The organism is Salipiger sp. (assembly GCF_059781815.1).
In genome coordinates, this window is sequence record NZ_JBYNAH010000012.1 from 7,278 (window position 1) to 26,310 (window position 19,033).

Below are 19,033 nucleotides of genomic sequence, written 5' to 3' on the forward strand. Positions count from 1 at the left end.
CTCGGGCTGGTCCAAGATCTCGGCCGAGTTCGGCCTCGTGCCGCACCACTCGCCGGCCAACACCGTGGGCAAGAACTCGTCGGATATCTCGCTGGTGATCGACGCCATGGACCTGATGCATACCGGCCGCTTCGACGGCTTCGTGGTGGTCAGTTCCGACAGCGATTTCACCCGCCTCGCGAGCCGCATCCGTGAGCAGGGGCTCGACGTCTACGGCATGGGCATGCAGAAGACGCCGGATGCCTTCCGCAAGGCCTGCAAGCGCTTCATCTTCCTCGAGAACCTCGACGGCGCGCCGGAGCAGAAGAGCGGCGACCGCTCGCCGCGCGCCAGCGGCAAGCTCGAGGAGGCGCGCAACCTCATCTTCACCGCGATGGACGCCATCGAGCAGGAGGATGACTGGTACACGCTGGGCCAGCTCGGCCAGTTCATCACCGCGGCGAACCCGGATTTCGACACCCGCAGCTACGGCAAGCGCAAGCTCTCGGATCTGGTGTCGGAGCTGAAGGTCTTCGAGACCAAGCGCGGCCCGGGCAACCAGCTTCTGGTGCGCCGGCTCGACTAGCGCGGCCTGAGCGGCAGGAAGAGATCGGTGACCATCGCGGTCGCCCGGACCTGCGGCGGCATGGCGACGCGCTGGCAATAGGGCGGGAAGTCGCCCAGCGTCTCGCCGCTCTGCACGAACCAGTCGCGGCGCAGCCACGGGAGCGCCGCCTCGAGCAGCGCCTCGGGCCCGGTGACCCGCAGAACCGCCCGGCGGCCGCCGGGGATCTCGCCCAGGGTGAGCCCCTCGAGCCCCTCGGTGCGGCCGTTGGTCCCCGCGCAGAGATCTATGTGAAAGCGCTCGGGCGCCGCGTCGGACAACCCGGTTCGATAGACGTTGAAGGTGGCGCTCTCCGGCGGACGCAGCCCCGCAGCTTTCCGCCGCTCGATGAACCGCGCGACGCTGGCGCGGATGCCGGAGGGGGGCCCGATATGCGACAGGATCGCCACCGGCACCGAAGGAACCTCCCGGATCGTCACGTCTGCGATGGCAAAGACCGGTCTCATGGCGGCTCGGTACTCCGTGCTCAGGTCGACGGGCCGAACCTTGTCAGGAAGGTGTCGACGGCCGCTTCCACCACGCGGGTGACCTCGTCCTCGGAAAAGCTGTCGCGGATGCCGAAGAGACGCTTGATCCACAAATCCGCCTTGCAGAGCTCGATGAACTGGTCGGCGGCGAGCCCGAGATCGTCGATCTCCACCTCGCCGCGCGCCATGGCTGCGGTGAGATAGGCTTTCAGCTCGGTGCGCACCAGCACCGGGCCGCACTGGTAGAATTCGGCGCCGAGTTCGGGAAACCGGTCGGCCTCGGCAACGCAGATGCGGAACACCCGCTGGCCCATCTCCGACAGCAGGAAGTCGAGCACGCTGCGCCCGATATAGGACAGCACGAGGCGCGGCGGCTGGCTTGGATCGAGCGCAACGAGCACCTCGTCCGCCTGTGCCCGGCACTGGGCGGTGGCCATCTCCATGAAGAGCAGGCGCTTGTCGGGAAAGTAGCTGTAGAGCGTGGCCTTGGAGACGCCGGCGGTCCGGGCGATCTCGTCGACGCTGGCCCCTTCGAAGCCGTCGCGCAGGAAGATCTCGCGCGCGCCTTTCAGGACCTGGTCGTATTTGCGCCCGCGCCGGACGCTCGCCGTATTGCCCGGCATGGACGCTCTCCTCTGGTGATCCGGATCATAGACCGCGCGGTTCAGTTCCGGCAAGCGTGGCGCGATCCGCCGTGCGCCCCGGACGCGCGGGGCTGCGGCAATCGGCCCGACGGCAGACTGCGTGACGGGCGTTGCATCCAGCGACGGGTGCGGTACTTTAGAATCATTCCAAATCGAGGCCTTCCCCATGCGTTTCTTCACCCAGCGCCGCCAATTCAAGGATCTCAGCGAGCAGGAGGTGCTCGCGCTGGCGATCTCGTCCGAAGAGGACGATGCCCGGATCTACCGCAGCTATGCCGAGATGCTGCGGGCCGACTATCCCGACACCGCGCAGGTCTTCGACGGCATGGCGGAAGAGGAGGACGGTCACCGCAAGGCGCTGATCGCGGCGCACCGGATGCGCTTCGGCGAGGTGATCCCGCTGATCCGGCGCGAGCACGTGGCCGGGTTCTATGCCAGACGCCCGGTCTGGCTGATGCAGAACCTCAGCCTCGAGCGCATCCGCGAGGAGGCCGAGATCATGGAGCGCGATGCGGAGCGTTTCTATATCGACGCGGCCAAGCGCAGCACCGATGCCGGGACCCGCAAGCTGCTGGGCGATCTCGCCGCCGCCGAGGCCGGGCACGAGACCCGCGCCGCCGAGCTGACGGCCGAGCATCTCGATGCCGATCGCCGGAGCGACGAGGACCGGCTGGCGCATCGGCAGTTCGTGCTGACCTGGGTGCAGCCGGGCCTGGCGGGGCTGATGGATGGCTCGGTCTCGACCTTGGCGCCGATCTTCGCGACGGCCTTCGCGACGCAGGACACCTGGACGACCTTCCTCGTCGGCCTCGCGGCCTCGGTCGGGGCGGGGATTTCCATGGGCTTCACCGAAGCGGCGTCGGATGATGGCGAGCTTTCGGGCCGGGGCTCGCCGATGAAACGCGGCATCGCCTCGGGGGTGATGACCACCGTGGGCGGGCTTGGACATGCGTTGCCCTATCTGATCCCGCATTTCTGGACAGCCACGAGCATCGCGTGGATCATCGTCTTCATCGAGCTCTGGGCGATTGCCTGGATCCAGAACAAGTACATGGAGACGCCGTTCCTGCGCGCCTCGATGCAGGTGGTTCTCGGCGGCGCGCTGGTGCTGGCGGCGGGGGTGCTGATCGGCAGCGGCTGAGCCCGCGCCGCTCCTCCGCCCTTGCGGGCGTCCTCGCCGGCGTCTCGATCAATGCGTGCGCATTTGCCGGAGCTTGCACTTGCGGCGGGCGCCGGCCTGCCTCCGGCGGGAGTATTTTTGACGAAGAGAAGCCAGGGGCGCTTCCCGAGTGTCTTCTTTGGTTCGAAAATACCTCGGGGGTGAATTGGCCGCAGGCCAAGAGGGGACTGGCCCCCTCATCGCCCTCCCCAAGCCGCATAACCGCTGGAAGCCGGGACGCGCCCGTGGCAAACCAAGCGGGCGCACGGCCAAGGGAGACGCGACCATGACCCAGTTCGGCAAGGGCTGCCACCTGCATCTGATCGACGGATCGGCTTTCATCTTCCGGGCCTATCACGCCCTGCCGCCGCTCACGCGCAAGTCCGACGGGCTGCCCATCGGGGCGGTCTCGGGCTTCTGCAACATGCTGCAGAAATACGTCGAGGACAGCGCCGGCCCCGATGCGCCGACCCACGTGGCGGTGATCTTCGACAAGGGCAGCCACACCTTCCGCAACGATCTCTACGATCTCTACAAGGCCAACCGCGAGGCCATGCCCGAGGATCTGCGGCCGCAGATCCCGCTGACCCGGCGCGCCACCGAGGCGTTCAACATCGCCTGCAAGGAGCTCGAGGGTTATGAGGCCGACGACATCATCGCCACGCTGGCGCGGCAGGCGCGCGAGGCCGGCGGGCGGGTGACGATCATCAGCTCCGACAAGGACCTGATGCAGCTCGTGGGTGACGGCGTCGAGATGCTCGACGCGATGAAGAACCGCCGCATCGACCGCGACGGCGTGTTCGAGAAGTTCGGCGTTTACCCTGAGCGCGTGGTCGACGTGCAGGCGCTTGCGGGCGACTCGGTCGACAACGTGCCCGGCGCTCCGGGCATCGGCATCAAGACGGCCGCCCTGCTGATCAACGAATACGGCTCGCTCGAAGAGCTGCTCGACAGGGCCGAGGAGATCAAGCAGCCGAAGCGGCGCCAGACCCTGATCGAGAAGCGGGAGCAGATCGAGCTGTCGAAGCGGCTCGTGCAGCTCGACGAGGAGACGCCGCTGGAATTCGGGCTCGATGATCTCGAGGTGAAGGACCCCGACCCTGAAGTGCTTCTGGGCTTCCTCGCCGAGATGGAATTCCGCACCCTCACCAAGCGCATCGCCGACCAGCTCGATGCCGAGGCACCGGTGATCCCCGACACCACCCCCGAGGGCGCCAACCCGCCCGAGGCCGGCGCGCCTGAAATGCCGGCCATCGAGCCGGACAAATACATCTGGGTGAAATCCGCCGAGGATCTCGCGCCCTTCATCGCGGCGGCGCTTCAGCATGGCTGGGTCGCGGTGGACACCGAGACCACCGGGCTCAACGAGATGGCCTGCGATCTCGTCGGCATCTCGCTCTGCACCCTGCCGGGCGAGGCCTGCTACATCCCGCTGGCGCATCGCGCCGACAGCGAGGGCGATCTCTTCGGCGGCGGTGAGCTGGCCGAGGGGCAGATGCCGATGCAGGAGGCGCTCGACCTGCTCAAGCCGCTGCTCGAGGATCCGGCGGTGATGAAGATCGGGCAGAACATGAAATACGACGCCAAGATCTTCGCCCGCTACGGCGTCCGCATCGCGCCGATCGACGACACCATGCTGATGTCCTACGCGATGAATGCCGGCCTGCACGGCCATGGCATGGACGCGCTTTCGGAGCGTTACCTGTCGCACACGCCGATCCCGATCAAGGAGCTGCTGGGCTCGGGCAAGAAGATGAAGACCTTCGACCAGGTGCCGATCGAGGACGCGGTGAAATATGCCGCCGAGGATGCCGACATCACACTCCGGCTCTGGACCCTGCTGAAGCCGCAGCTGCACCGCAACCACGTCACCCGGGTCTACGAGACCATGGAACGCCCGCTGGTGCCGGTGCTGGCCGAGATGGAGATGGCGGGCGTGCAGGTCGACCGCGACACGCTCTCGCGCATGTCGAACGCCTTCAGCCAGAAGATGGCGGCGCTCGAGGCCGAGATCCACGAGCTGGCGGGCGAGAGCTTCAACGTGGGCTCGCCGAAGCAGCTGGGCGAGATCCTGTTCGACAAGATGGGGCTCGAGGGCGGCAAGAAGGGCAAGACCGGCGCCTATGCCACCGGGGCCGACGTGCTCGAAGACCTCGCCACCGAGCACGAGCTGCCGGCGCGGGTGCTCGACTGGCGGCAGCTCTCGAAGCTGAAATCCACCTATACCGACGCGCTGCAGGAGCACATCAACAAGGAGACCGGCCGGGTTCATACCTCCTACGTGATCTCGGGGGCCAATACCGGACGCCTCGCCTCGACCGATCCCAACCTGCAGAACATCCCGGTGCGCTCGGAAGAGGGGCGGCGCATCCGCGAGGCCTTTGTCGCGCCCGAGGGCAAGACCATCGTGGCGCTCGACTATTCCCAGATCGAGCTGCGCATCCTCGCCCACATGGCCGAGATCGACGCGCTGAAGCAGGCCTTCCGCGACGGGCAGGACATCCACGCCATGACCGCGTCGGAGATGTTCAACGTGCCGATGGAAGAGATGACCTCAGAGATCCGCCGGCAGGCGAAGGCGATCAACTTCGGCGTCATCTACGGCATCTCTGGCTTTGGCCTGGCGCGCAACCTGCGCATCCCGCGGGCCGAGGCGCAGGGCTTCATCGACCGCTATTTCGAGCGCTTCCCCGGCATCCGCACCTACATGGACGACACCGTGGCCTTCGCCAAGGAGCACAAGCGCGTCGAGACGCTGTTCGGCCGGGTGATCCACACCCCCGAGATCGCCGCAAAGGGGCCGCGCGCCGGCTTTGCCAAGCGTGCCGCGATCAACGCGCCGATTCAGGGCACCGCGGCGGATATCATCCGCCGCGCGATGATCCGCATGCCCGACGCCATCGCCAAGCTGCCCGCCATCATGCTGCTGCAGGTGCATGACGAACTGATCTTCGAGGTCGAGCAGGGCGCCGAGGAGGATCTCATCGCCGCTGCCCGTTCGGTCATGGAAGGCGCCGCCGAGCCGGTGGTGAAGCTCGACGTGCCGCTGGTGGTCGATGCCGGGCAGGGCAAGAGCTGGGCCGAGGCGCACTGAGGCGCCAGCGCCCAACCGCTTTATCAGGCCACGCCCATCGCGGGGGCCTGCACCAGCCCCTGCCCGCGATCCAGCGCGTCGGTCGCCGGGTCGATGGGCGCGGTGGTGCAGGTGGCCATCAGCCGCGCCTGCACCGCGCCGGCAAAGGCCGGGCTGCCCGAGGCGCGCTGCGCCTCCCACCAGAGTGCGGCGATGCCGGCGACGTGGGGGCAGGCCATCGAGGTGCCGTTGAGCGGGCGCAGGCCGCCGCCGATCGCCGCCGAGATCACGTTCACACCGGGGCCCGACACCGTGGGGTTGGTGTTCGAGAACGACGCGATGTTCAGCCCGCCAGCCCCCTGCCCCAGCGCGCCGACCGAGACCACGCCGAAGGCGGCGGCGGGCAGCGAGGCTGAGACCTCGAAACTCGGGTCGATGTTGCGGCGGCTCTCGTTTCCGGCGGCGGCGCATACCACCGTCCCGCCCGAGAACGCCGCCTGCGCGCGCAGCATGTCCATCAGCGCGTCGAACATGCGCAGGTTCTGGCGATAGGCCTCGAGCGCGGCGGACCCCGCCAGCAGCGTCGGCCAACCCTGATCGACGAGCCGCTCGGCGAGGCCCGGGAAGTCGAAGCCGAGCGACATCGAGATCACCTGAGCCTGCTCGTCCGAGGCCCATTTGATCGCGCGGAACAGCATGTCCGACGAACCGCTGCCATCATCGCCCAGCACCTTGCCGATCAGCGCGTCGGTGACGCCGCGCGCCACGCCGATGCGGGTGCCGTCGACATCGCGCCCGAACACGGTGCCGGCGCAATGGGTGCCGTGGCCGTTGGCATCCTCGATGCCGGAGCCGGCAAAGTCGCGCGTGTTGAGGGTGACGCCGGCAAAGGCCGGGTGATTGGTGTCGATGCCGGTGTCGAGCACCGCCACGCGCACCCCGGCGCCGGTAAAGGCGGAAGTGTCGGCGCCGACCGCCGCGATGCCCCAGGCGGGCTCGGCATCCTCGGCGCGGACCTCGTCGAGCGGTTGCGGCTCGATCAGCCGGGTCGGCATCTCGCGTGCCACGGCGGTCACCGCCGGGTCGCGGCTCACGTCGCGCAGATCCTTGGCGTTCAGCTCGGCGGATTCGAGCTTGGGCGCGGGCGGCACCGCGTTCGCAATCGGGGCATCGAAGGTGCCGGTTCCGAAGCCCGGCAGCCCGGGAGGCGCCGCGGGGCGCGGGGCACGGTTGCGAAGCGGGGCGTTCTCGTCACGCAGAATGATGAACATGGCAAATCTCGCTCTAATGGACTTTTCCAATAGCGCGATGATACACCTTAAGGTTGATTCAGCGAAGTTTTACCGCGTGAACCCCGCGTGAAATCGTTCTCAGATGAGATTGTTCCGCCGGAACAGGGCCTTGAGGTCGGCCTCGGGGCGCGGCCCCATGTGGCTGATGACCTCGGAGGCGGCCACGGTGCCCATCCGGCCCGCGGTTTCCATGTCGGTGCCGGTGGCGAGACCGTAAAGGAAGCCGGCGGCGAACTGGTCGCCCGCGCCGGTGGCATCGACCGGCACCACCTTTTCGACCGGAACGTCGGTGCGCACGCCATCCTTGATGATGCTGACCCCGTCGCCCGAGCGGGTGCAGACCACCAGCGGGCAGACATCGGCGACGCGGGCGAGATCCTTGTCGAGATGGTCGTCCTGGTAGAGCGAGCGGATCTCGGCCTCGTTGCCGATCACGTAGTCCATCTCGTTGGCAATCAGGCGCAGGAAGTCCTCGCGGTGGCGTTCGACGCAGAACGGGTCCGAGATCGCGATGCCAGCAAGGCCGCCGGCCTTGCGGCAGGTGCGGGCGGCGCGCAGGAACGCCTCCTTGCCCTTCGGTTTGTCGAAGAGATAGCCTTCGAGGAAGATGATGTCGGTCTGCGCCGCGATCTCCTCGGCCACGTCCTCGGGGCCGAGCTCGGCGGAGATGCCGAGATAGGTGTTCATCGAACGCTCGCCGTCGGGCGAGACAAAGATCATCGAGCGCGAGGTCGGCAGCTCGCCGCCTTCGACCGGCGGGTTGACGAAATCGGTGCCGCCCTTCTCCATCGCGTCGGCATAGAAACGCCCCAGCGCATCGTCGCGCACGCGCCCGAAAAAGCCGGTGCGCAGGCCGAGATTGCCCAGCCCCGCGAGCGTGTTCGCCACCGAGCCGCCGGCGGCCTGCACGCGGTTCTCCATCGCGCCGTAGAGCTGCTCGGCGCGCTCGCGCTCGACCAGCTGCATGATGCCCTTCTCGATGCCCATCATCTCGAGGAAGCTGTCATCGGAGCGGGTCAGCACGTCGACGATGGCGTTGCCGATGCCAAGAACCTGGTACTTCTTGGTCGGATGCTGCGGGGTCAGGGTCATACGGTCTTGTCCTCGAACTGGCACAGGTCGCGGATCAGGCAGGCCTGGCACTTGGGCTTGCGCGCGACACAGGTGTAGCGCCCGTGCAGGATCATCCAGTGATGCGCGTGCTGCTGGAAATCCACGGGAATGTTGTCTTCGATGGCGCGCTCGACGGCCACCACGTCCTTGCCGGGGCAGATCCCCGAGCGGTTGCCGAGGCGGAAGATATGGGTATCGACCGCCTGCGCCGGGTAGTGCCACCACATGTTTAACACCACGTTGGCGGTCTTGCGTCCGACGCCGGGCAGGCTCTCGAGCGCGGCGCGCGAGCACGGCACCTCGCCGCCATACTGCTCGTGCAGGATCTTCGAGAGCTTGATGACGTTCTTGGCCTTGTTGCGGTAAAGGCCGATGGTCTTGATATGCTCGATCACGCCCTCTTCGCCGAGCGCCAGCATCTTCTCGGGCGTGTCGGCGATCTTGAAGAGCTCGCGCGTCGCCTTGTTGACGCCGGCATCGGTGGCCTGCGCCGAGAGCGCGACGGCCACCACCAGCGTATAGGCATTGACGTGGTCGAGCTCGCCCTTGGGCTCGGGCTCTGCCTCGCGGAAGCGGGTGAAGATCTCCCGCAGGGTATGATAATCGAGCTGCTTGGCCATGCCCCCGGATATGAAACGCTTTTCCCGTATCGGCAAGCCGTTTGCGCGCAGGGCTGACCTCTCGCGACCGGTCCCGTTGGGGGGTCGTGTCGCGCTGAACCAGCCCTGACACAATTTCGAGTTGAGCGAGATCTATCGGAAATTGTATTTTTGTGATACGAACACGCATGGCGGCGGTCCCGATTTTCAATCCGCCCGCTGCTTATTTCCCACGTCGAAATTCATTTGAGGATCGAAGCCATGTTGAATGCAGAGGCCGTGAGCCGCGCCAAGACTCGCCATATCGAGATCGCCAAGCCTTTTGACGATGAACTCGGCCCGCTGAAGCTCTTGCCGGGGATCTGGAAGAACACCAATGCCGATGTGCCGTTCGGATGGAACTGCATTGCGCTGCCCTTCGTCACCGACCCGCCGCCCGCCGGGTTCAATTACCGGCTGATGGTCAACCACTACCGCGAGACGCTGCAGTTCTTCACCGCCGACAAGGGCGCGCCCAATCGCGGCATCCAGCGCGACGCCGGAGGTCTGACCGATCTCGACCAGCTCGTGGTGGCGCTCGACTATCAGCAACTGGTCGAACACGTGGCAGTGGACGAGTTCCCCGCCAGCGGCAAGCTCGCCGCCCCTGGAGCGGCGATCCATCACGAGCCGGGTCTCTTCCTGTTCATGACCAACCACACCACCGAGGGCATCAACATCGCCCGGCTCGGAACCGTGCCGCATGGCGACTCGCTGCTGGCGATGGGCCGCTTCGATGCGGCGGTCGATATCTTCGATGGCCCGCCCGACATCCCGGCGGTCAACGGTTTCCCCGAGGGGGTGCTGCTGCCGCGCGACGACACCGCCGGCGGCGAGGACGACCTGCTGAAACCGCTCGAAAGCCGCTATCTCGGGCCATACAAGCATTTCCACGACAATCCGTTCTTTGGCACCGTCCCCGCGGGAACGCCGGGCTTCCCGGGCTTCAACCCGGTGCATCCCGAAGAGCTGCTGCGCGGCGCGCAGCCTGCGCCTGACAAGGTGAAGAAGACCACCCGGCTCGACTTGACCACCAGCGCCACGGAGGCGGCGGGTATTCTCAACATCCCGTTCATCGTCAAGCACGCCAACGCGACCTCGATGAAGTCGACCTTCTGGATCATGGAGCTCGACGAGCCGGGCGTTGGCGATGAGCCCAAGCTGGTGATGCAGTATCTGCAGGTGGTGATGCTCGATTTCTTCCCGCGCCGCGACGGCATTCCGGGCCTAATCGGCTGGCCGCATGTCTCGATCAACACGCTCGAGAAGGTGGCCAATGTCGAGGATGACGCCGAGGTTCTGACCTCCGACGAGTACTGACACGCGCGGATACCGGGCCCTCCCATCCCGATCGCGACCCGGTGTCCTGAAAGCGCAGGAACCGGGTCGCACGCCCGCGCGCGGCGGCGTAGCTTGGGCCGGCAACACGGGAGCCGGAGCATGTCTGAGACGTCGCAGGGGTATCATTACGAGGTCATGCGCCGCGCCATCGAGATGGTGGACGCCGCCGGGCCGCAGGCCACGCTCGAGGAGCTGGCGGCGGGCATGGGCATGAGCCCGGCGCATTTCCAGCGCCTGTTCTCGCGCTGGGCCGGGGTATCTCCGAAACGCTTCCAGCAATACCTGACGCTGGGCCACGCCAAGGCGCTGCTCTCCGAGCGCTTCACCACGCTCGAGACCGCGCATGCCACCGGGCTCTCGGGCGGCGGGCGGCTGCACGACCTGTTTCTGCGCTGGGAGGCGATGAGCCCCGGCGAATACGGGCGCGGCGGCGAGGGCCTCACGATCCGCTGGGGCTGGTTCGACAGCCCCTTCGGGCGGTCACTGGTGATGGGCACCGACAAGGGCATCTGCGGCATCGGCTTTGCCTCCGAGGCCGGCGACGACGCCACCATGGCCGACCTGCGCAGCCGCTGGCCGCAGGCCACCTATGTCGAGGATTCGGCGGCGCTGGCGCCCTGGGTGGCGGCGGCCTTCGGGCAGGCGGGTGGCGAGGTGCCGCTCTTCCTCATCGGCGCGCCGTTCCAGATCAAGGTCTGGGAGGCGCTGATGCGGGTGCCCTCGGGCCATGTCACCACCTATTCCGAGATCGCCCACGCGGTGGGCAGCCCCAAGGCGGTGCGCGCCGTGGGCACGGCGGTCGGGCGCAACCCGATCTCGCTGCTGATCCCCTGCCACCGCGCGCTGCGCAAGTCCGGGGGCCTTGGCGGTTACCACTGGGGCCTGCCGGTCAAGCGCGCGATCCTGGCCTGGGAGGCGGCGCGGCTCGAGGCGTGAGCCGCGGTTCCATCACTCCGAAGTGAGGCGCGGAATGGGCAAAGACCCGCCGAGACCCCCGTGACAGCGCTGTTGGTCCGTTGCATGGTCGCACTATAGTTCAGGAGGAGCGCCCCCGCCGTGCGGGGGCCATAACGATCAAGAGGCACACCATGATCCGGGCCAAGACGTCCATTCTTCTTTCCCTTGCCGCCGTGATGGGGCTGAGCGCCTGTTCGGACGGGCAGGCGTTCGACCAGAACAACCCCAACCGCAACACCAATCAGGGCGTCCTTCTCGGCGCGCTCGGCGGTGCTGCCGCGGGCCGCATCATCGGTGGCAACAACGACGATGCTCTGAAGAACACGCTTGTCGGGGCCGCTGCGGGCGCCATCGCCGGCGGTGTGATCGGCAATCAGCTCGACAAGCAGGAAGCCGAGCTGCGTCAGCAGCTGGGCAACGAGGTCGGCATCCGCAACACCGGCGACCGCCTGATCGTGACCATGCCGCAGGATATCCTGTTCGGCTTCGACAGCGACACGCTGCGCACCGATCTGCAGGCCGACATCCGCACCGTCGGCCGCTCGCTGCTCGAGTATCCGGACACCAGCGTGCAGGTGGTCGGCCACACCGACAGCGACGGCGATGCCGGCTACAACCAGGGCCTGTCGCAGCGCCGTGCGCAATCCGTGGCCAATGTGCTGGTCTCGACCGGCGTGCCCTCGAACCGGATCTCGGTCATCGGCCGCGGCGAGGCCCAGCCCATCGCGTCGAACCTGACGCCCGAGGGCAAGGCGCAGAACCGCCGGGTGGAAATCGTCATCCTGCCGAACGCCTGATACCGGCGTTCCTTGCAAGACATCGGCGCGCCGCGGTTCCCCGCGGCGCGTTTCGCGTTTCAGAGCCGGTTCGACAGCTCGATCAGGGTGCCGTCCGGGTCGCGGAGATAGAGCGACAGGATCGGCCCCTCGGCACCGCTGCGCGTGACCGGCCCTTCCTCGATCGCGATCCCCAGCGCGGCAAGATGCGCCTGCCACGCGGTCAACGGCGTGTCGCTGAGGAGGCAGAGATCGGCCGATCCGGGCGTCGGGGCCGCCGCCTTGGGCAGGAACTCGGCGCCGGCCTGATGCAGGTTGATCTTCTGGCTCCCGAAGCGCAGCGCCCAGCGGTGCGATCCGTCGGCCGGGGTGAAGCGCTCGGCCCGCATGCCGAGCGCCTCGGTGTAGAACGCCAGCGTGGCTTCGAGGTCGGCCACGGTGAGGACCAGATGATCGAGAGACTGGACGGTGGGCGCCATGGGTGGTCTAGATCCTTTCCGGAGGGAGGTGCTCATGAGTGACGATGCCACAGCCGAAACCCGTCTGACAGACAGGCTCGATCCGGCCCGCGCCAACGCGCTGATGGCGGCGTTGGGCCGCCCCGAACGGCTGGCGGAGGGCGATGCCCTGCCGCCGTTCTTTCACCAGATCCATTTCTGGGATGCGCAGCCGCCCGAGGCGCTGGGGCGCGATGGCCATCCGCGCACCGGCGGGCTGATCCCCGATTTCGGCCTGCCGCGCCGCATGTGGGCGGGGGGCGCGCTGCGCTTCCTTGCGCCTCTGAAGGCCGGGCTCGAGGCCGAGAAGCGCACTGTCCGGGAGAAGGCCGCGCAGAAGACCGGACGCAGCGGCCCGCTGGCCTTCGTCACCCTGCGCCACGAGATCCGGCAGGGCGGGGTGCTCTGCGTCGAGGAGCGGCAGGATCTTGTCTATCGCGAGGACCCGTCTTCCGACGCGCCGCGCCCGGTGCCGCCTGTGGCGCGTACGGACGAGACGCTGGCGCGGGCTGCGCAGTTCGACAGCACGCTGCTGTTCCGCTACTCGGCGCTGACCTTCAACGGCCATCGCATCCACTACGATGTCGATTATGCCCGCAAGGTCGAGGGCTATGCCGATCTGGTGGTGCACGGCCCGCTTCTGGCGCAGCTCCTGATGCTTCTGGCCGAGGAGCAGGCGCCGCTTTCGTCGTTCCGCTTCCGTCTCACGGCGCCGGTCACGCTGGGAGAGGAGGTCACGCTCTGTCGCGATGCCGAAAGCGCTTGGGTGCGGGGGGCCGACGGGCGTCAGTGCATTGCCGCCGAGATGATCTTCTGAGCCAGACGAGAAAGCCCCCGCCGATGGCGGGGGCCGTTCGAGATGCAGCGCTGATAGACGCTCAGCAGCCGGTGCCGTGCAGCACGACGCGGATGGTCCGTGCGAGAACCTTGAGGTCGGTGGCGAGGGACAGCTGGCGCAGATAGTCGGTATCGAACCCGGCGCGCTCGGCGAAGCTCGACTCGTTGCGCACCGAGGTCTGCCAGAAGCCGGTGATGCCCGGGCGCAGCGCATAATAGGCGGTGCCGGGATAGAGATCCTGCTGATCCACCATCATCGGCCGCGGGCCGACCAGCGACATGTCTCCACGCAGCACGTTCCAGAGCTGCGGCAGCTCGTCGAGCGAGGTCTTGCGGATGATGCGGCCGATTGCGGTGATGCGCGGATCGTGGCGCAGCTTCTGCGTCCGGTCCCACTCGGCGCGGGCCTCGGGGTTGCTGTCGAGATAGGCCTCGAGACGGGCCTCGGCATCGGCCACCATCGAGCGCAGCTTGATCATGTGAAAGATGCGGCCGTTCCGCCCGACGCGCTTCTGCAAATAGAAGGGCGACTTGCCATCAATGGCGATGAGCGCGGCAAGCGTGGCGACGACCAGCAGAACGGGCAGGGCGCCAAGCAGCACGAGGGTGACGTCGAGAACGCGCTTTGCGAAGCGGTCATAGGATGCGCCCTGCGGTGCGGCAGAGAGGGCGTCGTCAATAAGGCGTTCGATGCCAGGGGTCGGCAGCGGCTGGCGAATATGAATAGTCAATTTGACCTCCTCGAGGCGTGTATTGACGGAAATGCTGGCAAGTATGTGCTTTGGGCCAATCGCAGACCGCAGGTCACCGTTTCCCTGCCGTGCTGCAGAGATCCAGAGAGCGCGCGGGGCGCATCAGGCTTTCAGTAGAATTTCTGGTCCTAACAAGACCGAAGCAGACTCACCATAACTCCCAAGTGGAAGCACCAACCCCCAAGTGCCGTAGTGTGACGAAAATATGTTTCTACCTTCGACACCCAAGGTTATGCATTGCGGCCTAAGTCCGGTCAACAACACGTTTTTGCCACAATTAAAAGTTGAACCAATCTTTAACCTCCGCGGTCGGAGACCTCCTTTTCGGGTGTCTGTCCCTGTCCCGTCTTCGCCGGAAAACGGTTGGCGGGCATGGAATGTGTGACGATCTGACGGGCAGAAATCCGGAGCCGGTCAGGCATGGCGCCGGCGGAGCCTTCCGAAACAGTCTCCCGCAGCTGGCGGTGAAAAGGTTTCGAGAACGTAAACAAATGCGATCTCGCGAATGGATCGTTTGCGATCTGCGTTCGCCGGACTCCGGTCCGCCTGCCGCAGCGGAAGTGAATTGCGGGATAGGTGTCTGACTGGAAACAATCGGGCCGGATAGGAATTGCGACGGCGTCGAAAGGCTGGAAATCCGCGCCGCCATTTCGGCTTTCGATGTGGCGCCGGCGATTGCGGACGGGCGCCTTCGAGCGGCCGCGGCGGGCGACACGCTTAGGAGGAGTGAGGTCGGTCACGAAATGTTACAGTGCGACCTCGAAGCGTGAGGCTGCGCCCGAATCGGGGCGGTTTGACGCCCCTGAATCGTCTAATTCAGTCCGAATCGCGCCACATTCTCCGCCGCATTTTCGCAAATGAGGCAGCCCTGCCCTTTAAGCTTCAGTTGCATGCCCCGGGGCGCGGGCCTATTTCGACCCGGTCAGTGTATGCAGCGGAAAGGGCCCGTCATGGCGAACCACCTCTATAAAGGCGATCTTCCCGACGGGCTCGATCTCGGCCCCATCGTTGCGATCGACTGCGAGACCATGGGGCTCGATCCGCATCGCGACCGGCTCTGCGTGGTGCAGCTCTCGGGCGGTGACGGCAACGCGCACCTCGTGCAGGTGGCGAAGGGCCAGACCGAGGCGCCGAACCTCAGCCGGCTTCTGCGCGACGAAACCGTGCTCAAGCTGTTCCATTTCGGGCGCTTCGACATCGCCGCCATGTATCATGCCTTCGGTGCGCTGGCCGCGCCGGTCTATTGCACCAAGATCGCGAGCCGCATGGTGCGCACCTACACCGACCGGCACGGGCTCAAGGCGCTGACCCAGGAACTGCTCTCGGTCGACATCTCCAAGCAGCAGCAATCGAGCGACTGGGGCGCCGACACGCTGTCCACCGCCCAGGTCGAGTATGCCGCATCGGATGTGCTGCACCTGCACAAGCTGCGCGAGGCGCTCGACGCCATGCTGGCGCGGGAGGGCCGCACCGAGCTGGCGCAGAAATGCTTCGACTTCCTGCCGACCCGGGCGCTGCTCGATCTCGAGGGCTGGCCCGACACCGACATCTTCGCGCACTCCTGATCCCATGGCGCCGCGCGGGGACACATACTCCTATGTGATCGGCTGGCTGAAGATCCTGCTGCCGCTGGCGGCGCTGGCGATGCTGTCGACGCTGTTTCTGGTCGGCCGCAGCAGTGAGCCGATCGTGCAGATCCCCTTTGCGGATTCCGACGGATCGGACGGGCCGGCGCGCCAGCAGATCGTGGCGCCGCGTTATGCCGGGCTTACCGCGCGCGGCGACCAGCTGATCCTCACCGCCGACAGTGCCGAGCCGCTCGAGGATGGCATGGACCAGGTTCTGGCCCACCAGCTCGATGCCAGCATCGACATGTCGGACGGCAGCCAGATCACCCTGCGCGCCGATCAGGCGCTGGTGAGCGACGGCGATCAGAGTGCCGATCTCGAGGGCGGCGTGCGCATCGTCAGTTCCAATGGCTACGAGCTGACGACGGAACGGCTGCGCACCGCGCTCAACAGGATCGAGGCAGAGACCCTCGCGCCGGTCTCTGGCGAAGGCCCGGCGGGCCGGTTCACGGCTGGAAAGCTCACGATCACACCGACCGAGAACGGCGAAGACGTGCAACTGCTTTTCACGGAAGGCGTAAACCTGATATACGACCCGAAAGATCCATAGGGGTTCCCGTATGTTCCGATTTCTGACCGTTGCCGCCACGTTCCTCGCTCTGTCCGGGCCGGTTCTGGCACAGGGCGCCAAGGTCGCCTTCGGGGGCATGCAGCAGGATACCAGCGCGCCGGTCGAGGTCAGCGCCGATCAGCTTCAGGTCAACCAGTCGGACGGCACCGCGCTCTATACCGGAAACGTGGTCATCGGTCAGGGTGAGATGCGGCTCGCCGCGCCGCGGGTGCTGGTGGTCTATTCCGAGACCAACAACCGCATCGAGCGGCTCGAGGCTTCGGGAGGTGTCACGCTGGTCAGCGGCGAGGAGGCCGCCGAGGCCGAGCGCGCCGATTACGATATCGACAACGGCACCGTGGTGATGACGGGCAACGTGCTGCTCACCCAGGGCCAGAACGCCCTGACCTCGGAGCGCATGATCGTGAACCTTGACGACGGCACCGCGCAGATGACGGGGCGCGTGCGCACGGTGATCAGCCAGGGCTCGGAAGAGCAACAACAATAACCCGTGGAAGAGTAACCAAGTCCCGATGGCCCGTCCTGAACTGACCGTGACCGAAGGCGATAGCGGCCTTCGCGTCCGCAATCTGCGCAAGAGCTACAAGAAGCGCGTGGTGATCCGCGACGTCACGCTCGACCTCGACCGGGGCGAGGTGGTGGCGCTGCTCGGGCCCAACGGCTCGGGCAAGACGACGACCTTCTACGCGGTCGCAGGTCTGGTGAACCCGGAGGGCGGCAAGGTCACCATCGACGGCCGCGATGCCACCTGGCTTCCGATGTACCGCCGCGCGCGACTCGGCATCGGTTACCTGCCGCAGGAAATGTCGATCTTCCGCGGCCTCTCGGTCGAGGACAACATCAGCGCCGTGCTCGACATCGCCGAGAGCGACCGGCATCGCCGCCGCGAGCGACTCGAGGAACTGCTGGGCGAGTTCTCGATCGAGCACCTGCGCCGCGCCCCGGCGCTGGCGCTCTCGGGCGGTGAACGCCGTCGGGTCGAGATCGCCCGCTGCCTCGCGGCGGATCCCAAGTACCTGCTGCTCGACGAGCCCTTCGCCGGCGTCGACCCGATCAGCGTCAACGATATCCGCATGCTGGTCTCGGACCTCAAGAAACGCGGCATCGGCGTGCTGATCACCGACCACAACGTGCGCGAGACGCTCGAGATCGTCGACCGCGCCTACATCCTGCACGACGGCAAGGTGCTGATGTCGGGCACCCCGGCCGAGGTGGTGCAGAACGAAAACGTGCGCAGGGTGTACCTCGGGGAGAACTTCCGCATCGGATAAAGCGGATTGTTCCCAGATGGCTGCGCGATTTGACGAAGGGTTTGCGACAGATCATTGACAGAACGGCCCCGTTTCACGTCAAATATACCCATGACGCAGCGCATTCTTGCATGCCTGAACGAAGCGACCCGAGGAGAGGGAAAGAGGGGGCTTTGCTGCAACTGCCTTGCGTCTCCCATGATCCGACACCAGATCTAACCTGCCAGTAAGGCGGGAACTGTAGTCGGGTCCAAAGAAGAGAAGGAAACCAAAATGCGCTATCAGATCACGGGAAAGCAGATCGATATCGGCGAAGCCCTTCAGACTCACGTCAAGAACGAGCTGGGCACCGTCCTAGAGAAATACGCCTTCAGGCCCACGGACGCGACCGTCACCTTTTCCAAGAGCGCACACGAGTACATCTGCGAAGTCACGGTGCACCTGTCCACCGGCCTGACCTCTTCGGCCAAGGACAAGGCAACCGAGATCTACGCATCCTTCGACGGCGTGGCCGAGAAGGTGGACAAACAGCTCCGTCGCTACAAGCGTCGCCTGAAAGACCACCACAAGGAGCGTGCCGAGCCCGTTGAACTCTTCGGAGCAGCCTCGTATATCCTCGCCGGCGAAGCCGACTCGCATGAAAATGAGCCGGACTCGCTGCAGCCGATCATCGTCGCTGAGATGGAGACCAAGATTCCATCGCTGACGGTTGGCGAAGCCGTTATGCAGATGGAGCTGGCCGGTGCCCCCGTGCTGGTCTTCCGCAATGAGAAAAAGGATGGCGTGAACGTCGTGTATCGCCGCGACGACGGCAACATCGGCTGGATCGATCCGTAAGAGATCGTTGATGCCGCGGCCGGAAACGCCTCAGAGCAGACAGTGAAAGGCGGTCTATGACCTTTCTGGAACTTCTGAAACCGCAGGCGGTGAAGGTCGTCGCTGCGGCGAGCAGCAAGAAGCGCCTGATGCATGACATCGCGGAGCTGGCCGAAAGCGCCTATGGGCTTTCGGCCCCCGCCGTGGTCGAGGCATTGATGGAGCGCGAAAGCCTTGGCCCCACAGGTGTGGGCCACGGCGTCGCCCTTCCCCACGCCCGCCTGAACGGCATCGACGAGGTGAAGGGCGTCTTCATCCTTCTCGAAAAACCGGTGGAGTTTGAATCCGTCGACCGTCAGCCGGTCGACGTGGTGCTGTCGCTCTTCGCCCCCGAGGATGCCGGGGTCGAACACCTGAAGGCGCTGGCGCTGGTTTCGCGCACGCTGCGCGATGCGGCGCTGTGCAACAAGCTGCGCGCCAACCCCGACGCCGCGACCCTGCACGCCATACTCACCGAGGACCGCTCGTCGCAGGCGGCCTGAGCACCGGTCCTCGACCGGGCGCGCCCGGTCGGAATGACCTCCGCTTCCTCTCCGACATCGCCAGACCCGAGCGCGG

At 66.2% G+C, this 19,033-nt stretch carries 20 protein-coding genes; 13 read left to right on the forward strand and 7 right to left on the reverse strand.

What is annotated here, in order from left to right; all coding sequences use genetic code 11:
* Nucleotides 1-565: NYN domain-containing protein (locus AC6RA4_RS02585; protein ID WP_500157109.1), on the forward strand; the 565-nt coding region annotated here is incomplete at its 5' end.
* Here the strand turns inward: AC6RA4_RS02585 and AC6RA4_RS02590 are convergent.
* Both AC6RA4_RS02590 and AC6RA4_RS02595 read right to left on the reverse strand, forming a co-directional pair.
* Nucleotides 562-1,050 carry an AraC family transcriptional regulator gene (locus tag AC6RA4_RS02590; RefSeq protein ID WP_500157111.1) on the reverse strand — a complete coding sequence of 163 codons (489 nt, stop codon included), beginning with the start codon at nt 1,048-1,050 and terminating at the stop codon, nt 562-564. The two genes, AC6RA4_RS02585 and AC6RA4_RS02590, sit on opposite strands and share 4 nt — an antisense overlap.
* 20 nt (nt 1,051-1,070) lie before the next feature.
* Entirely contained in the window at nt 1,071-1,694 is a 624-nt protein-coding gene (locus tag AC6RA4_RS02595; RefSeq protein ID WP_500157113.1) for a TetR/AcrR family transcriptional regulator, read from the reverse strand.
* Nucleotides 1,695-1,881: 187 nt separating this feature from the next.
* Here AC6RA4_RS02595 and mbfA point away from each other — a divergent pair, with 187 nt between their 5' ends.
* Nucleotides 1,882-2,856, forward strand: coding sequence for an iron exporter MbfA (mbfA, locus tag AC6RA4_RS02600; RefSeq protein ID WP_500157115.1), 975 nt, complete (start codon nt 1,882-1,884; stop codon nt 2,854-2,856).
* A 304-nt stretch (nt 2,857-3,160) separates the two neighbouring features.
* On the forward strand, nt 3,161-5,968 hold the full coding sequence (gene polA, locus AC6RA4_RS02605; protein WP_500157117.1) for a DNA polymerase I: 2,808 nt from the start codon (nt 3,161-3,163) through the stop codon (nt 5,966-5,968).
* 23 nt (nt 5,969-5,991) lie between these two features.
* On the opposite strand, the gene AC6RA4_RS02610 is transcribed toward polA, so the two are convergent.
* From AC6RA4_RS02610 to nth, 3 genes are all read right to left on the reverse strand, one after another.
* Nucleotides 5,992-7,218 (reverse strand): S8 family peptidase, encoded by a 1,227-nt coding sequence (locus AC6RA4_RS02610; RefSeq protein WP_500157119.1) that lies wholly within the window; start codon nt 7,216-7,218, stop codon nt 5,992-5,994.
* A gap of 99 nt (nt 7,219-7,317) precedes the next feature.
* On the reverse strand, nt 7,318-8,331 hold the full coding sequence (locus tag AC6RA4_RS02615) for an adenosine kinase (protein WP_500157121.1): 1,014 nt from the start codon (nt 8,329-8,331) through the stop codon (nt 7,318-7,320).
* Nucleotides 8,328-8,972, reverse strand: coding sequence for an endonuclease III (gene nth / locus AC6RA4_RS02620; RefSeq protein WP_500157123.1), 645 nt, complete (start codon nt 8,970-8,972; stop codon nt 8,328-8,330). Before nth ends, AC6RA4_RS02615 begins: the two co-directional genes overlap by 4 nt.
* A 240-nt stretch (nt 8,973-9,212) precedes the next feature.
* On the opposite strand from nth, the gene AC6RA4_RS02625 reads away from it, so the two are divergent.
* From AC6RA4_RS02625 to AC6RA4_RS02635, 3 genes are all read left to right on the forward strand, one after another.
* Complete coding sequence (locus tag AC6RA4_RS02625) at nt 9,213-10,310, forward strand: heme-binding protein (RefSeq protein ID WP_500157125.1); 1,098 nt, start codon at nt 9,213-9,215, stop codon at nt 10,308-10,310.
* A 120-nt stretch (nt 10,311-10,430) separates the two neighbouring features.
* Nucleotides 10,431-11,267, forward strand: a complete 837-nt coding sequence (locus tag AC6RA4_RS02630) for a methylated-DNA--[protein]-cysteine S-methyltransferase (RefSeq protein ID WP_500157127.1) — start codon at nt 10,431-10,433, stop codon at nt 11,265-11,267.
* A gap of 152 nt (nt 11,268-11,419) precedes the next feature.
* A complete protein-coding gene (locus AC6RA4_RS02635; protein ID WP_500157129.1) occupies nt 11,420-12,085 on the forward strand; it encodes a YiaD family glycine zipper/OmpA-like lipoprotein in 666 nt (221 codons plus the stop codon).
* Nucleotides 12,086-12,144: 59 nt separating this feature from the next.
* Here the strand turns inward: AC6RA4_RS02635 and AC6RA4_RS02640 are convergent, their stop codons facing one another.
* On the reverse strand, nt 12,145-12,543 hold the full coding sequence (locus AC6RA4_RS02640; protein WP_500157131.1) for a VOC family protein: 399 nt from the start codon (nt 12,541-12,543) through the stop codon (nt 12,145-12,147).
* Between the two features lie 34 nt (nt 12,544-12,577).
* Between AC6RA4_RS02640 and AC6RA4_RS02645 the strand changes: the two genes are divergently transcribed.
* A complete protein-coding gene (locus AC6RA4_RS02645) occupies nt 12,578-13,378 on the forward strand; it encodes an HTD2 family dehydratase (RefSeq protein ID WP_500157133.1) in 801 nt (266 codons plus the stop codon).
* Nucleotides 13,379-13,439: 61 nt separating this feature from the next.
* On the opposite strand, the gene AC6RA4_RS02650 is transcribed toward AC6RA4_RS02645, so the two are convergent.
* Complete coding sequence (locus AC6RA4_RS02650; protein ID WP_500157135.1) at nt 13,440-14,129, reverse strand: sugar transferase; 690 nt, start codon at nt 14,127-14,129, stop codon at nt 13,440-13,442.
* 971 nt (nt 14,130-15,100) lie between these two features.
* Here AC6RA4_RS02650 and AC6RA4_RS02655 point away from each other — a divergent pair.
* The 6 genes from AC6RA4_RS02655 (at nt 15,101) to AC6RA4_RS02680 (ending at nt 18,957) form a co-directional block, all read left to right on the forward strand.
* The gene (locus AC6RA4_RS02655) at nt 15,101-15,715 is read left to right on the forward strand and encodes a ribonuclease D (RefSeq protein WP_500157137.1); all 615 of its coding nucleotides are present in this window, start codon (nt 15,101-15,103) and stop codon (nt 15,713-15,715) included.
* 4 nt (nt 15,716-15,719) lie between these two features.
* Complete coding sequence (gene lptC, locus AC6RA4_RS02660) at nt 15,720-16,328, forward strand: LPS export ABC transporter periplasmic protein LptC (RefSeq protein WP_500157139.1); 609 nt, start codon at nt 15,720-15,722, stop codon at nt 16,326-16,328.
* Between the two features lie 10 nt (nt 16,329-16,338).
* Nucleotides 16,339-16,836 (forward strand): lipopolysaccharide transport periplasmic protein LptA, encoded by a 498-nt coding sequence (lptA, locus tag AC6RA4_RS02665; protein WP_500157141.1) that lies wholly within the window; start codon nt 16,339-16,341, stop codon nt 16,834-16,836.
* 25 nt (nt 16,837-16,861) lie between these two features.
* A complete protein-coding gene (gene lptB, locus AC6RA4_RS02670) occupies nt 16,862-17,620 on the forward strand; it encodes an LPS export ABC transporter ATP-binding protein (RefSeq protein ID WP_500157143.1) in 759 nt (252 codons plus the stop codon).
* Between the two features lie 252 nt (nt 17,621-17,872).
* On the forward strand, nt 17,873-18,436 hold the full coding sequence (gene hpf, locus AC6RA4_RS02675) for a ribosome hibernation-promoting factor, HPF/YfiA family (protein ID WP_500157145.1): 564 nt from the start codon (nt 17,873-17,875) through the stop codon (nt 18,434-18,436).
* A 56-nt stretch (nt 18,437-18,492) separates the two neighbouring features.
* The gene (locus AC6RA4_RS02680) at nt 18,493-18,957 is read left to right on the forward strand and encodes a PTS sugar transporter subunit IIA (protein WP_500157147.1); all 465 of its coding nucleotides are present in this window, start codon (nt 18,493-18,495) and stop codon (nt 18,955-18,957) included.
* The last annotated feature ends 76 nt before the right edge of the window (nt 18,958-19,033 follow it).

Bases quoted from the DNA above. Each gene is read 5' to 3' on its own strand.
- AC6RA4_RS02590 (WP_500157111.1), bottom strand. From the start codon at position 1,050: ATGAGACCGGTCTTTGCCATCGCAGACGTGACGATCCGGGAGGTTCCT.
- AC6RA4_RS02595 (WP_500157113.1), bottom strand. From the start codon at position 1,694: ATGCCGGGCAATACGGCGAGCGTCCGGCGCGGGCGCAAATACGACCAG.
- mbfA (WP_500157115.1), top strand. From the start codon at position 1,882: ATGCGTTTCTTCACCCAGCGCCGCCAATTCAAGGATCTCAGCGAGCAG.
- polA (WP_500157117.1), top strand. From the start codon at position 3,161: ATGACCCAGTTCGGCAAGGGCTGCCACCTGCATCTGATCGACGGATCG.
- AC6RA4_RS02610 (WP_500157119.1), bottom strand. From the start codon at position 7,218: ATGTTCATCATTCTGCGTGACGAGAACGCCCCGCTTCGCAACCGTGCC.
- AC6RA4_RS02615 (WP_500157121.1), bottom strand. From the start codon at position 8,331: ATGACCCTGACCCCGCAGCATCCGACCAAGAAGTACCAGGTTCTTGGC.
- nth (WP_500157123.1), bottom strand. From the start codon at position 8,972: ATGGCCAAGCAGCTCGATTATCATACCCTGCGGGAGATCTTCACCCGC.
- AC6RA4_RS02625 (WP_500157125.1), top strand. From the start codon at position 9,213: ATGTTGAATGCAGAGGCCGTGAGCCGCGCCAAGACTCGCCATATCGAG.
- AC6RA4_RS02630 (WP_500157127.1), top strand. From the start codon at position 10,431: ATGTCTGAGACGTCGCAGGGGTATCATTACGAGGTCATGCGCCGCGCC.
- AC6RA4_RS02635 (WP_500157129.1), top strand. From the start codon at position 11,420: ATGATCCGGGCCAAGACGTCCATTCTTCTTTCCCTTGCCGCCGTGATG.
- AC6RA4_RS02640 (WP_500157131.1), bottom strand. From the start codon at position 12,543: ATGGCGCCCACCGTCCAGTCTCTCGATCATCTGGTCCTCACCGTGGCC.
- AC6RA4_RS02645 (WP_500157133.1), top strand. From the start codon at position 12,578: ATGAGTGACGATGCCACAGCCGAAACCCGTCTGACAGACAGGCTCGAT.
- AC6RA4_RS02655 (WP_500157137.1), top strand. From the start codon at position 15,101: ATGGCGAACCACCTCTATAAAGGCGATCTTCCCGACGGGCTCGATCTC.
- lptC (WP_500157139.1), top strand. From the start codon at position 15,720: ATGGCGCCGCGCGGGGACACATACTCCTATGTGATCGGCTGGCTGAAG.
- lptA (WP_500157141.1), top strand. From the start codon at position 16,339: ATGTTCCGATTTCTGACCGTTGCCGCCACGTTCCTCGCTCTGTCCGGG.
- lptB (WP_500157143.1), top strand. From the start codon at position 16,862: ATGGCCCGTCCTGAACTGACCGTGACCGAAGGCGATAGCGGCCTTCGC.
- hpf (WP_500157145.1), top strand. From the start codon at position 17,873: ATGCGCTATCAGATCACGGGAAAGCAGATCGATATCGGCGAAGCCCTT.
- AC6RA4_RS02680 (WP_500157147.1), top strand. From the start codon at position 18,493: ATGACCTTTCTGGAACTTCTGAAACCGCAGGCGGTGAAGGTCGTCGCT.